At 68.5% G+C, this 13,296-nt stretch carries 12 protein-coding genes; 2 read left to right on the forward strand and 10 right to left on the reverse strand.

Going from position 1 to position 13,296, the window contains the following annotated elements; translation table 11 throughout:
• Positions 1 to 501 precede the first annotated feature (501 nt).
• Positions 502 to 1,830 carry a CoA transferase gene (locus AC04ME_RS16930; RefSeq protein ID WP_475436160.1) on the forward strand — a complete coding sequence of 443 codons (1,329 nt, stop codon included), beginning with the start codon at positions 502 to 504 and terminating at the stop codon, positions 1,828 to 1,830.
• Here the strand turns inward: AC04ME_RS16930 and AC04ME_RS16935 are convergent.
• From AC04ME_RS16935 to AC04ME_RS16950, 4 genes are all read right to left on the reverse strand, one after another.
• A complete protein-coding gene (locus tag AC04ME_RS16935) occupies positions 1,815 to 2,612 on the reverse strand; it encodes a DUF4184 family protein (protein ID WP_475436162.1) in 798 nt (265 codons plus the stop codon). The two genes, AC04ME_RS16930 and AC04ME_RS16935, sit on opposite strands and share 16 nt — an antisense overlap.
• A gap of 92 nt (positions 2,613 to 2,704) precedes the next feature.
• Positions 2,705 to 4,006, reverse strand: coding sequence for a tyrosine--tRNA ligase (gene tyrS, locus AC04ME_RS16940; RefSeq protein ID WP_475436164.1), 1,302 nt, complete (start codon positions 4,004 to 4,006; stop codon positions 2,705 to 2,707).
• A 53-nt stretch (positions 4,007 to 4,059) separates the two neighbouring features.
• On the reverse strand, positions 4,060 to 4,959 hold the full coding sequence (locus tag AC04ME_RS16945; RefSeq protein WP_475436166.1) for a hypothetical protein: 900 nt from the start codon (positions 4,957 to 4,959) through the stop codon (positions 4,060 to 4,062).
• Entirely contained in the window at positions 4,956 to 5,600 is a 645-nt protein-coding gene (locus AC04ME_RS16950) for a SatD family protein (RefSeq protein WP_475436167.1), read from the reverse strand. Before AC04ME_RS16950 ends, AC04ME_RS16945 begins: the two co-directional genes overlap by 4 nt.
• A 59-nt stretch (positions 5,601 to 5,659) precedes the next feature.
• Between AC04ME_RS16950 and AC04ME_RS16955 the strand changes: the two genes are divergently transcribed.
• The gene (locus AC04ME_RS16955) at positions 5,660 to 6,247 is read left to right on the forward strand and encodes a DUF1349 domain-containing protein (RefSeq protein ID WP_475436169.1); all 588 of its coding nucleotides are present in this window, start codon (positions 5,660 to 5,662) and stop codon (positions 6,245 to 6,247) included.
• Positions 6,248 to 6,369: 122 nt separating this feature from the next.
• Here AC04ME_RS16955 and argH read toward each other — a convergent pair whose 3' ends face one another.
• Genes argH through argC form a run of 6 tightly spaced genes read right to left on the reverse strand, consistent with a single transcriptional unit; the run spans position 6,370 to position 13,054 of the window.
• Entirely contained in the window at positions 6,370 to 7,800 is a 1,431-nt protein-coding gene (argH, locus tag AC04ME_RS16960) for an argininosuccinate lyase (RefSeq protein WP_475436348.1), read from the reverse strand.
• Positions 7,800 to 8,729: an ornithine carbamoyltransferase gene (gene argF, locus AC04ME_RS16965; RefSeq protein ID WP_475436171.1), complete on the reverse strand. Its 930-nt coding sequence runs from the start codon at positions 8,727 to 8,729 to the stop codon at positions 7,800 to 7,802. The genes argH and argF overlap by 1 nt, the downstream gene beginning before the upstream one ends.
• Complete coding sequence (locus AC04ME_RS16970) at positions 8,726 to 9,937, reverse strand: acetylornithine transaminase (RefSeq protein ID WP_475436172.1); 1,212 nt, start codon at positions 9,935 to 9,937, stop codon at positions 8,726 to 8,728. Before AC04ME_RS16970 ends, argF begins: the two co-directional genes overlap by 4 nt.
• Positions 9,934 to 10,851 carry an acetylglutamate kinase gene (gene argB / locus AC04ME_RS16975; RefSeq protein ID WP_042536571.1) on the reverse strand — a complete coding sequence of 306 codons (918 nt, stop codon included), beginning with the start codon at positions 10,849 to 10,851 and terminating at the stop codon, positions 9,934 to 9,936. Before argB ends, AC04ME_RS16970 begins: the two co-directional genes overlap by 4 nt.
• Positions 10,848 to 12,005, reverse strand: coding sequence for a bifunctional glutamate N-acetyltransferase/amino-acid acetyltransferase ArgJ (gene argJ / locus AC04ME_RS16980; RefSeq protein ID WP_042536570.1), 1,158 nt, complete (start codon positions 12,003 to 12,005; stop codon positions 10,848 to 10,850). Before argJ ends, argB begins: the two co-directional genes overlap by 4 nt.
• Positions 12,002 to 13,054, reverse strand: coding sequence for an N-acetyl-gamma-glutamyl-phosphate reductase (argC, locus tag AC04ME_RS16985; RefSeq protein WP_475436174.1), 1,053 nt, complete (start codon positions 13,052 to 13,054; stop codon positions 12,002 to 12,004). Before argC ends, argJ begins: the two co-directional genes overlap by 4 nt.
• Positions 13,055 to 13,296: the final 242 nt, after the last annotated feature.

Raw genomic sequence — 13,296 nt, forward strand, 5'->3', positions numbered from 1 at the left:
CCCCACAAGGAGGTTGGTCTTTGATCCAAAGGAATTCTCACCCAGCCGAAGCTAGACGAGGATAATTTGGCATTTGACAAGTGCACGCTGTTGAGTTCTCAAGGATCGGATGCTCCCACGACCCAGTCATCACAACCAGGCCCGAAGGGCAACTTCTCTATCTTAGCCATCCCGTCCCGCTTGTCAAATCAGCGCGCCGTGCGGATCTTGGATCCGATGCGCAGCCGGTGACAGCCGCAGAGGGGGTGGATCTCCCATCCTAGGCGCAAGCGCCTGTTCTCACAAGTGAGTGGATCGGGAGGTGGTTCTCCGCTTGAGGGGGGTGAGGCTCTCGGCCTCTCCGCTTCCCTGTGGGGCGAACAAGTAATAAGTTACGTGGGTTCCGGGGTTCTGGCAAATCGGGCCACCACCCCCGGGCGTGTCGCCGCATCGTTCGATGGATCTTTTCCCAGTCCAGCGCCGGTATTCGTCTCACATCGCCGCCACGAGTACGATCGCAGCGTGAACGAGCCGACGAATCTCGACCCCGCTCTCGGGCTGTTGGACCGGGTGTGGGCAGAGCTCGGTGTCGAGCCGCACCCCGCCGCCAGCGCTGCGCCGCCCCCTCATGCCGTGCCCCTCCCATCGCGCCTGGCAACGGGTGATCTGGCATGGGCGAGCGTGCGCGCCGTCTGTCTGGCGTCCGGCATAGGCCCTTCTCCCGACCCCGATCGCATCGCCGCCGCATATCGGAGCGATCGGGCTCTGACGATCGATGGTCTCTCCCCCGATGTCTGGTCGCCGTACTCGGGGTTCTTCCGAGCATCCGACGGGTGGGTCCGCACGCACGGAAACTATCCGCACCACGCGACGCGCCTGCAGGCCGGGCTCGGACTGACCGCCGACGCCGACGCCGACGATGTGCGCACTGCCATCCTGCCGCTGAGTGTCACCGAGGCGGTCGAGCGGATCACGCTCGCACGCGGGCTGGCAGTGCCGGTGCTGCAGGAGAACCCAGAGCGCGACGCGAGACTGCGCGCCACTCCCCTGCTCCAGGTCGAGCGGATCGACCTCGCACCTCGCCCCGGGCGACACGGGACCGATGAACGGCACAGTCTCGCGCCTCTCACCGGCGTGCGAGTACTCGACCTGACACGAGTGATCGCCGGCCCTGTCTGCACCCGCACTCTCGCACTTCTGGGCGCCGACGTGCTTCGCGTCGACCCACCGGACCTGGTCGAACCCGAATGGCAGCACCTCGATACCGGCCACGGCAAGAGGTCGACATTGCTCGAGGCCCGCACAGATCGGTTCGAGGAGCTGCTCGCTGCGGCCGACGTCGTCGTCCTGGGGTATCGGCCGGAATCCCTCGACCGCCTCGGTCTCTCTGCATCTGCACTCCTCGAACGGCATCCTGCGCTGGTGGTCGCCCAGCTCAGCGCGTGGGGAATCGACGAGCCGTCGAGAGCCGGGTTCGACAGCCTGGTGCAGGCGGAGTCCGGGATATCCATGATCGAGAGCCCCGACGGTGATCGCCCCGGGGTTCTGCCCGCGCAGGCCCTCGACCACAGCACGGGGTATCTTCTCGCGGCCGCGGTCGTCTCGCTGCTCGAACGACGGCGGCGTGAGGGCGGCGGCTGGGTGGTGCGGACCTCACTGCGTCGCGTCGCAGCCGAGCTTCTCGGCATGCCGCGGTGCTCCCAGCCGGAAGCGGGGCAGGAGCTGGACCTCACCGCCCACACCTCCGTGTTCGATGTCGCCGGGCAGACGGTCACCACCGCCGCGTCAGTGCTCCCCGGCCTCGAGTTCGCGGCTCCCCACCGCTGGGGGTCGGATCAGCCGCGCTGGTGAAGACGGCGGAACAACGGCAGTGAGAGGCACAATGCGAGTGTCAGGACACCCCACAGCGCACAGGCCGGCGGCAGCATCCGATAGGCCAGATGCTGATACGTGAACCCCGCGGTGAAGGGTCCGTATGCCGCGTATCCCAGGATCCACGCGGTGACCAGCACTGCGGGAAGCCACAGCCACCAGGCGAGCCTGACGGCTGCCGGCATCGCGCGCTCGACGTCTTCGCGAGGGTCGGCGCTCTGCAGCCGTCGGATCGCCCAGATGCCGATGATGAGCAACCCGATCACGCTCGATCCGTGCTGCAGCCATTTGTACCCGGTGAGCGGCCCCCACATGTCGTCTAACGCGGGAAGCGCATCCACTCCCCATCGCCCCTCGTGCGTGAACAGATCCCAGACGATGTGCGTCAGGACGCCCAGCACCAGCGACGCCGCGAGCATGAGGGGATACAGCCGATTCTGCGCCCCGACGCCGACGGCCGCTCTGGCCGCCTCGATACCGGACTGCGCCCACTCGACGGGCAGTCGCCGAGCCAGCCAGAGCGGCGACAGTTCGCCGACCGCCGGGCGCAGCACCACGCGCCACAGCAGGAACAGGACGAACGCGACCAGCGCTGTCCAGAGCACGTTGCCGAACGTGTGGGTGAACGAATACGGGAGGCCGAACCCCCTGAGGAACAGGGGAAGGTCCGGCGTCATGGCTCCGATCGCGATCGCGGCGGGCACGAGCGGAGTGCGGATGAAGGGCAGGGCGACCAGTGCGTGACTCGGCGTGAACGGCATCGGCTCTCCTGACGAGCTGGGTGGGGGGGAAGCGTGACGGCGGTCGTCYGAGRATCCTCRGACGACCGCCGTCACGCGATCAGCGACAGATCTCAGCCGAGGAAGACTCCCGCGAGAGTCTTCTTGCCGCGGCGCAGCACGGAGACCCCGCCCGGAAGAGTCCCCTGGACTCTGGCCGAGTCGTCCTCGACGCGCGCGCCGTCGAGCGAGACCCCGCCCTGACTGATCGCGCGGCGCGCTTCGGACAGGCTGGATACCAGCCCCGTGGCGACGAGCGCATCCACGACCGGTGAACCGGCGTCGACTGTCGCGTGCGGGAGCTCCTCGAGGGCGGTGCGCAGCGTCGACGCGTCGAGAGCGGTCAGGTCGCCCTGACCGAACAGCGCTTCGGATGCCGCGATCACGGCGGCCGTCGCATCGATCCCGTGGACGGTCGCCACGACCTCGAGCGCGAGGCGCTTCTGCGCTGCACGCCGGAACGGCTCGGACTCGACGAGAGCCTCGTACTCCTCGATCTCTGCACGGGTCAGGAAAGTGAACACCTTGAGCCGCTCGATCACGTCGGCATCCGCGGTGCTCAGCCAGAACTGGTACATCCGGTACGGGCTGCACATCTCGGGGTCGAGCCAGACGGCGTTGCCCTCGCTCTTGCCGAACTTGGTCCCGTCGCTGTTCGTGATCAGCGGTGTGCCGATGGCGTGCGCCGAGGCCCCTTCGGCGCGACGGATGAGGTCGGTGCCGCTGGTCAGGTTGCCCCACTGGTCGGAGCCGCCTGTCTGCAGGACGCAGTCGTACTGACGGTAGAGCTCGAGGAAGTCCATCCCCTGCAGGATCTGGTAGCTGAACTCCGTGTAGCTGATGCCCTCGTCGGAATTGAGGCGCGCCGCGACCGCATCCTTCTTCAGCATGGTGCCGACGCGGTAGTGCTTGCCGATCTCGCGCAGGAAGTCGATCGCCGACAGCGGCGCGGTCCAGTCGAGGTTGTTGACGATTCGCGCCGCGTTCTCGCCCTCGAAGCTCAGGTAGCGCTCGACCTGCGTCCGCAGGCGCCCCACCCACTCCTCGACCGTCTCACGGGTGTTGAGTGTGCGCTCCGCCGTCGGCCGAGGGTCACCGATCAGACCGGTGGAGCCGCCGACGAGGCCGAGCGGCTTGTGGCCGGCGAGCTGAATGCGACGCAACGTCAGCAGCTGCACCAGGTTCCCGAGGTGCAGGCTGGGAGCAGTGGGGTCGAAACCGCAGTAATACGTGATCGGGTCCCCGGCGAGAAGGGCGCGCAGCGCCTCCTGGTCAGTGGACACGTGGACGAGGCCGCGCCACAGCAGTTCGTCCCACACGTTCTCGAACGTGGGGTCGATCGCCGGCGGGGCGGTCGTCAGAGCGGAATTCGACACGCGCCCCAGGCTATCAGCGGTGGGGGCAGGCGAATCGCCGTCACCGAGTCCGATCAGCTGTGCGCCGCCCACCACACCAGGAATGCGGCACCCAACCCGATGACCCAGCTCACGAGGCTGCCGACGAGGAAGTACTCTGCGCGGGCTCCGGTCTCCCCGTCTCGAGAGATCTCAGGGAAGCGGACGATTCCCTTGGCTGCCAGCATCGCGGCGAGAATCGGATACGCGGCGGCCAGGGTGAGAAGCATCACGAGAATGCGTTCGAGCGGGCCGATGAGTCGCCCGCCCTTGAAACCCGCCCGGGGATCGCGTGCGGGCACGGCGTCGGCTTCGCCCGCCGGCTCGGACTGCTCTGCGGCCACCGTGTCTGCCGCACCCACGCCGGCCTCACCGATGACTCCGATCGCCCCGTCGTCAGCCTGGGCGCCAGGGACCACCGGATGCGCGACCGGGGTTCCGGAAGCAGTCGGCAGCTCGTCTGCGGTGTCGAGCATCGCGGCTCGCCTCAACTCGGCAGGCCGCCATGTGTGCTCGCCGTCGAGCGCTGCCCGGACCACGAGATTCGCGGACTCCAACAGGAACACGCCTGTGCCCACGGTGAGGAGCGCGAGATCGAAAGGGATCTCTCCGAACGGGGAGCGCATACTCCACACAGCCCCGATCAGACCGGCATCCGTGCGAGCACCCAGCCACACGACCGATCCGATGGTCATCACACCGAGCAGCACGGCGGGCCAGAAACCGAGTGGCGCGCGCCTCTCCGCCGGCATGCACCACACCCAGAGCGCGCCGACCACGAGCCCGAGGACCATGGGCACCAGCGCGTCGCTCACGCTGCCGAGCAGAAGGAGCATCACTGCGACAGTGAGGTAGCCGACCCATCGGCGTGGGGCGAACTGGCGCACGAGATCGGCTGAGCCCACGGCCAGCAGGATGAATCCGGCGACGATCATGCGCTCGACCCCCTCAGCGCGGCCACCCCTTCGATGAGGGCGGCGCTACCGGCGCTGCGCAGCGACTTCGAGACGCTGGGCTGCGAGATGCCCTCCTCAGCGGCGAGGTCGTGCTGCGATCTGCCGACCAGGCGCCCATAGGTCAGACGCCGTTCACGCTCGTTCATCGCCCCGACCAGCTCGTCGCGGACGAGGAGGTAGGCGTTCGACGCGGCGATGGTGCTCTCCATGACCTCATCCTGCCCCGGGGCTCCGACAATCCACGTCCGCGTGCGCGGCACGGTGCGGTTCTCCCTCGCGTGCACGGTCTCGATCGCGGCGCGTGCCGCGTACCACCCCGGCCCATCGGCGAGTTCGCCGTGCACGGAGTCGACCGAACGCACATCGCCGACGCCGATCCCGAATCGGAAGGCGATGCCGTCGGGAAGTGCGAGCTGGATCATCAGCAGCGACACCATCGCGTCCTCGAGGTCGAGGTACACTCCCTGCTGCTCATCCCCGACCGTAGGCGTCAGCGCGTGGTGCGCGAGGGGCAGATGCTCCTCGACGCGAGCGATCGCTTCATCGAGGATGCGCTGCGCTGCCGAACGATCGTCGAGCTTGCGAGAGCCCACGATGTCGGCGAGTACGGCGATGACCATGTGATAACCGTATCACGAATAACTTCCATTTATGCCTTATTTGGCTATAGTCTGCGAACATGCCTGAATCAGACATCATCCCCTGGTCCGAAGGGTCGTGGACCCACGCTCCCGCTCATCTCGCCTCCGACGGCGACCACCTGGACGCGACCGCCGTAGAAGGCAGCGACGCCTGGCGGCACACCGCCTACGGGTTCGTGCACGACACCGAGCACGCGCTGCTCGCACCCCTGGAAGTGGGCGAGGCGATGGATGTGTCGTTCCGCGCCCCCTGGGACGGCCAGTTCGACCAGGCCGGAGTCTTCGTGCGCACCGACGACGAGCACTGGATCAAAGCGGGAGTCGAGTACGCCGACGGCCATCTCGGTCTCGGCGCCGTCGTCACCGACATCCGCTCGGACTGGTCGGTCGGCTATGCCGACGACTGGCACGGCAGCGAGATCACGGTTCGTGTGAGCCGCTGGCCGGATGCCGTGATCGTGCGTGCACGCGCCCACGACGGCGAATGGCGCCTGGTGCGCGTGGCGCCGTTCGACGGTGAGGCCACGGCATCCGCCGGCCCGTTCCTCGCGGGCCCCACGCGCTCCGGACTCGTCGTCCGCTTCACCCGCTGGACGCGCTCGGCGGCAGACGTCGCACTGCACTGACCCCACCCCGCGGACGCCCACGGGACGCTCTGCGGAGCGCCGGACGGCCCGCGGAACTCTCGCCGAGAGTTCCGCGGCCCGTGTGGGGTCGTGCAGGTCGCTGCGCTCCACCTGTTCGTCGGCTAGAGCCCCAGCGCGTGTGCAGCCGCCTGTGCTCGGGCGACCAGCTCGGCACGCTGCTCGGCCACCCGGACGGGAGCCGTTCCGCCGACGCCCGTGCGGGAAGCCACGGAGCCCTCGATCGTGAGCACCTCTCGCACCTCGGGCACGAGGTGGGGCGACACCGAGATCAGCAGCTCGTCGGATGCGTCTTCGAGACCGATCGCCCGCTCTTCGCAGGCGCGCACCAGCGCGCCGGAGATCTCGTGCGCATCGCGGAACGGCACACGGCGCTTCACGAGCCACTCGGCGACGTCGGTCGCGAGCGAGAACCCCTGAGGTGCGAGGGCGGCCATGCGCTCGGTGTCGAAGCGCAGCGTCGCGATCATCCCGGCGAAGGCCGGCAGCACGACCTCGAGGGTCTGCACCGAGTCGAAGACCGGCTCCTTGTCTTCCTGAAGGTCGCGGTTGTAGGCCAGCGGAAGCCCCTTGAGCGTGGCCATCAGCCCAGACAGGTTGCCGATCAGGCGCCCCGACTTGCCGCGAGCGAGCTCGGCGATGTCGGGGTTCTTCTTCTGCGGCATGATGCTCGAGCCGGTCGAATACCCGTCGTGCAGAGTGACGAAGCCGAACTCGCGAGTGTTCCAGAGGATGATCTCCTCGCTCAGACGCGAGATGTCGACCCCGGTCATGGCCGTGATGAAGGCGAACTCGGCGACGACATCACGCGCAGCGGTTCCGTCGAGCGAGTTCTCGGCCGGGCGGTCGAGTCCGAGTTCGGATGCGACCAGCGCGGGGTCGAGTCCGAGCGTCGAGCCCGCGAGGGCTCCGCCGCCGTACGGCGAGACGCCGGCACGGCGACGCCAGTCGACCAGACGCTCGAGTTCGCGCACGAGCGGCCACCCGTGGGCCTGCAGGTGGTGCGCGAGGAGCACCGGCTGTGCGTGCTGCAGATGCGTCCGTCCGGGGAGGATCGCGTCAGGATGAGCCTCCGCCTGCGCGACGAGGGCATCGATGACCCGCAGGAGGTCTCGCGCGATCACGCGGGCGTGGTCGATCAGGTACATGCGCACCAGTGTGGCGATCTGGTCGTTGCGGCTGCGTCCCGCACGAAGACGTCCACCCAGCTCCGGGCCGAGCTCGGCGATCAGGGCCTGCTCGAGAGCCCCGTGCACGTCTTCATCCGAGGGGACGGGCCGCAGGGTGCCGTCGGCGACCTTGCGCGCCACGGCATCGAGCCCCTCGTGCATCTTGGCTGCCTCGTCGGGTTCGAGGTAACCGGCAGCCGCGAGAGCCGTCGCGTGCGCGTGCGACCCGGCGATGTCATACGGTGCGAGGATCCAGTCGAAATGCGTCGACCGGCTGAGCTCGACGAGCTCGGGCGACGGGCCGCTCGCGAAGCGGGCTCCCCACAGCGCGCCTTCGTTCGTGCCCTCGTTCTTCGCGTCGACCATCATGCGTCCTTCTTGTCGAGCAGCCAGACRAGCAGGGCCTTCTGGGCGTGGAGGCGGTTCTCGGCCTCGTCCCAGACGACGCTCTGCGGTCCGTCGATGACCTCGGAGTCGACCTCGTAGCCTCGGTCGGCGGGAAGGCAGTGGATGAAGATGGCCTCCGAGTCGGCGATCTCCATCGTCTCCGGCGTCACCTTGTAGCCACCGAGGTCGCGGATGCGCGCGAGCTTCTCCTCTTCCTTGCCCATCGACACCCAGGTGTCGGTGACCACGACGTCGGCACCGGCCGCAGCCTCGACCGCATCGGTGAACAGGGTGATCGAGCCGCCGGTCTCCGCCGCACGGCGGTCGGCCGCCTCGACGATGTCCGCACGCGGCGCGTAGTCGGCGGGCGAGGCGATGCGCACATGCATGCCTGCCGTGACACCGGCCAGCGCGTACGAGTGCGCCATGTTGCTCTGCCCGTCGCCGAAGAACGTCAGAGTCAGACCCTTCAGGTCGCCCTTGTGCTCTCGGATGGTGAGCAGATCGGCGAGCAGCTGGCACGGGTGGAAGTCGTCGGAGAGGGCGTTGACGACGGGCACCGATGTGCCGGCGGCCATCTCCTCGAGTCCTGCCTGCGCGTACGTGCGCCAGACGATCGCCGCGACCTGACGCTCGAGCACCCGGGCGGTGTCCGACGGGGTCTCCTTGCCGCCCAGCTGACTGCTCGCGGTCGAGATGATCAACGGCGACCCGCCGAGGTCGGCGATGCCGACGGCGAACGAGACACGGGTGCGGGTGGAGGACTTGTCGAAGATCACCGCGACCGTCTGGGGGCCTTCGAGGGCCTTGTTCGCCCAGCGGTCCTTCTTCAGCTCGATGGCGAGATCGAGGATCTCCGCCTGCTCAGCGGGGGTCAGATCGTCGTCACGCAGCAGGTGGCGGGTCATGCGAGGGCCTTTCCGGCTTCGGGGAGGGAGGTCTGGACGTCGGAGAGCGACGCGGCGAACAGCTCGCGGAACTCGGCGAGTTCGGCGTCTCCGATGGTGAGGGCCGGCGCGATGCGCACGGTCTCGGGGTTCGCGGCGTTCACGATGAGGCCGCGCTCCTGAGCGGCGGCGACCACCTCATTCGCGACGGGGGCGCCCAGAGCCACCCCGATCAGGAGCCCGCGGCCACGCACCCCCGTGACCAGAGGCGAGTCGATATCGGCGATGATCTCGAGGATCTCTTCCCCACGACGCGCGGCGTTGTCGACGAGGCCTGCGCGCTCGATCTCGGTGAGCACCGCGTCTGCGACGGCCGTAGCGAGCGGGTTGCCGCCGAACGTGGAGCCGTGCGAACCGGGCGTGAAGAGCGAGCTCGCCGCACCGTAGGTCACGAGAGCACCGATCGGGAAGCCACCGCCGATGCCCTTCGCGAGCGTGATGGCGTCAGGCGTGATGCCTTCGTGGCTGAAGCCGAACCAGGCGCCCGTGCGCCCTGCCCCGGTCTGGATCTCGTCGACGATGAGCAGGGCCCCGTGCTTGAGAGTGAGCGATCGAGCGGCCTGCAGGTATCCCTCAGCAAGCTCGACGACGCCTGCCTCACCCTGGATCGGCTCGACGATCACGGCGGCGACGCGGTCGTCGATGGCCGCCTCGAGTGCCTCGATGGTCGCCGGGATGTGCTCGACTCCCCCGGGCATCGGCTCGAAGGGCGCGCGCATGGCCGCCTTCGCCGTGAGCGCGAGAGATCCCATGGTCCGGCCGTGGAATCCGTTCTCGAGCGCGAGGATGCGGGGCTTCTCCGTCCCGCCGTGCAGGCGGGCGAGCTTGAACGCGGCCTCGTTCGCCTCGGCGCCGGAGTTCGAGAAGAACACGCGCCCATCGATCCCGGCACCGGCGAGACGCTTCAACCGTGCGGCGAGCGCGAGCTGCGACGGTGTCGCGAAGTAGTTCGACACATGCGCGAGGGTCGCGGCCTGCGTCGACACGGCCTCCACGAACACCGGATGCGCGTGACCGAGCGAGGTCACCGCGATGCCGGCGAGGAAGTCGAGGTGGCGCTTGCCCTCGGAGTCCCAGAGGTACGATCCCTCGCCGCGAGTCAGCATCGCCAACCGGGGACCTGCGTTGAGGACCAGATCGCTCGCCGCGTCATCCTGCCAGTTGCTCATGCCTTCACTCCTGCGCTTCCCATGACCACTTCTGTTCCGATTCCCTTGCTGGTGAAGAGTTCGACGAGCACCGAGTGCGGCACGCGTCCGTCGATGATCGCGGCGGCGTCGACGCCGCCCTCGATCGCGTCCAGGCACGCCTTCATCTTCGGGATCATGCCTGATTCGAGGGTCGGCAGCATCTCGATGAGAGCCTCCGAGGTGAGATGCGACACGAGAGAGTCGCGGTTGGGCCAGTCGGCGTACAGCCCGGGGACATCCGTGAGAATGACGAGCTTGCGCGCCTTGAGAGCCACGGCGAGCGCGGCAGCCGCGGCATCCGCGTTCACGTTCAGCGACTGGCCCGGGTGATCGAGGTCGGGGGCGATGCTCGAGACCACGGGAACGCGTCCGGCCGCGAGGTGGTCGAGCACGGGCGTCGGGTCGACCTCGACGACGTCGCCCACGCGACCGAGATCGATCTCCTCGCCGTCGATCACGACGCCGCGGCGACGCCCGCCGAACAGCCCCGCATCCTCGCCGCTGAGCCCCGTCGCGATCGGACCGTGCGAATTGATCTTCGAGACCAGCTGCGGGTTCACCTGGCCGGTGAGCACCATGCGCACCACGCTGATCGCCTCGGTGTTGGTGACGCGGTAGCCGCCCTTGAACTCGCTCGGGATCTCGAGGCGCTGCAGCATGTCGGAGATCTGGGGCCCACCGCCGTGCACGACCACCGGCAGCACGCCGACGTACCTCAGATACGCGATGTCCTGCGCGAACGCCTCCTGCAGCTCGTCCGAGACCATCGCATTGCCGCCGTACTTCACGACGACGATCTGGTCGCGGAACTTCTTCAGCCACGGGAGCGACTCGATGAGCGTCGCGGCCTTGACGGCGGCGACGTCAGGCGTGGTGTCCTGGATGTCGGTCATGAGGCGTAGGCGCTGTTCTCGTGCACGTAGTCGTGGGTCAGGTCGTTGGTGAGGATCGTGGCAGTGGCCTCGCCGACTTTGAGGTCGATCACGAGGTGCGTGGCGCGAGGGGTGAGGTCGACCTCTTCGCGCGGACGGTCGGGGCCGCCCTCGCTGCACACGCGGACGCCGTTCATCCAGACGTCGACGTCGTACGGGTCGAACTGCGCGTTGGTCGTGCCGATCGCGGCGAGCACCCGACCCCAGTTGGGGTCGTTGCCGAAGATCGCGGCCTTGAAGAGGTTGTTGCGGGCGACCGAGCGGCCGACCTCGACGGCCTCCCCCTCGCTGGCGGCGTGCCGCACCTCGATGGTGATGTCATGACTCGCGCCCTCGGCATCACTCTGCAGCTTGACCGCGAGTTCCAGGCAGAGCTCAGCGAGGGCAGCAGAGAAGTGCTTGAGGTCGGGGGTCACCCCGGAGGCGCCGTTGGCGAGCAGCGTGACCTGGTCGTTGGTCGACATGCAGCCGTCGGAGTCGAGGCGGTCGAACGTCGTGCCGGTCGCGAATCGCAGCGCCGCGTCGGCCTCGAGAGGCTCGAGCACGGCATCCGTCGTGATGACCACGAGCATCGTCGCGAGGCCCGGGGCGAGCATGCCCGCGCCCTTCGCCATGCCGCCGATCGTCCAGCCGTCCCGGCTCACGACAGCGGTCTTCGAGACGCTGTCGGTGGTCATGATGGCCTCGGCCGCGACGTCGCCGCCGTCGGCCGACAGCTCGGCGATCGCCTGTTCGGTGCCCGCGAGCACCTTGCCGCGGAAGACCTCGTCTCCGACCCCGATGAGACCCGTCGAGCAGACGAGGACGTCGCCGGCGCTGACGCCGAGCAGCTCTGCCGCCTTCTCGGCGGTCTGGTGCGTCGTCTGGAAGCCGAAGCTGCCGGTGAAGCAGTTCGCTCCGCCGGAGTTGAGCACGACGGCCTCGACCACGCGATCGGCGACGGCCTGCTGAGACCAGATGATCGGGTTGGCCTTGGCGCGGTTGCTCGTGAACACGGCGGCACCGACCTTGCGCGGGCCGCGGTTGACGACCACGGCGACATCGGGCTTGCCGGTCGACTTGAGGCCGGCGGCGACTCCGGCCGCCTCGAATCCTGCGGGGGCGGTGACGCTCACGGCGCGACTCCGTTCACTGAGAGGGCGCGGGACTCGGGAAGTCCCAACGCGAGGTTCATGGACTGGATGGCAGCGCCTGCGGTGCCCTTGACGAGGTTGTCGACCGCAGTGACCACCGTCACGCGGTTCGCTGCACGGTCGATCGCAAGGCCGATGAGTGCGGTGTTCGCGCCGAGGACATCGGCCGTGCGCGGGAACTGCCCCTCGGGCAGCAGCTGCACGAACGTCTCGTCACCGTAGGCGTCCTCCCAGGCGGCGCGGATCTCCGCGTCACTGACGTCACCGGCGATCGGCGCGGTCGAGGTGGCGAGGATTCCCCGCGACATCGGAACGAGCACAGGGGTGAAGGAGATGCGGATGCCGTCGGCGGCAGCACCGGATGCCGCGGCGAGCGCCTGGCGGATCTCGGGGATGTGCCGGTGCGTGCCGCCGACCGCATAGGGATTGGCGCTGCCGAGGATCTCACTGGCGAGCAGATTGGTCTTGAGGCTCTTCCCCGCACCCGAGGGGCCGACGGCGAGCACCGAGACGATGTCTCCCGCGTCGATCACTCCCGCTGCGACGCCGGGAGCGAGACTCAGACTCACCGTGGATGCGTTGCATCCGGGGGCGGCGATCCGCTTCGCATCGCGCAGCGTCTCGCGCTGCTTGATGCCGTCGACGAGCAGCTCGGGGACCCCGTAGGCCCAGGGTTCGTGGAAGTCGCCGCCGTAGAACGCATCCCAGGACGCCTGCGAGGTGAGGCGATGGTCGGCCCCGGCGTCGATCACCAGCGGGGTGTCGCCGAGCGCATCCGTGTACTGACCCGACTGACCGTGCGGCAGAGCGAGGAACACGATGTCGTGACCTGCGAGCGTCTCGGGTGTGGTGTCCTGCAGAGTGAGGTGAGCGAGAGACCGCAGGTGCGGCTGATGCTGCACGAGCGGCTGACCGGCGTTCGAGTGAGCCGTCACGGTGCGGATCTCGATGTCGGGATGAGACGCGAGGAGGCGCAGGATCTCGCCGCCCGCGTAGCCGGATGCGCCGGAGACGGCGACGGAGTACGTCATGCTTCTACCTTAACGGTCGGACCCCTCGGCGAACGCGGGGTGCAGTGTCGGGAACCGGGGCGGCGACACCGGCACTCGACCGCCGTGCGTACGCAGGCAGAAGCGCAGGGTCGCCTAGAGTCGGCGGCCGCTGCGGCGTCGGCGCACGGCGATGGCGCTCGGAGCGAGCGTCAGAGTTGCGGTGGCGGCCGAAGGCATGCCGCGACGATAGCGCGCTCGTCGCGGCATGCGCAAATCCGGTC

It is taken from the genome of Microbacterium sp. LjRoot205, assembly GCF_056175745.1.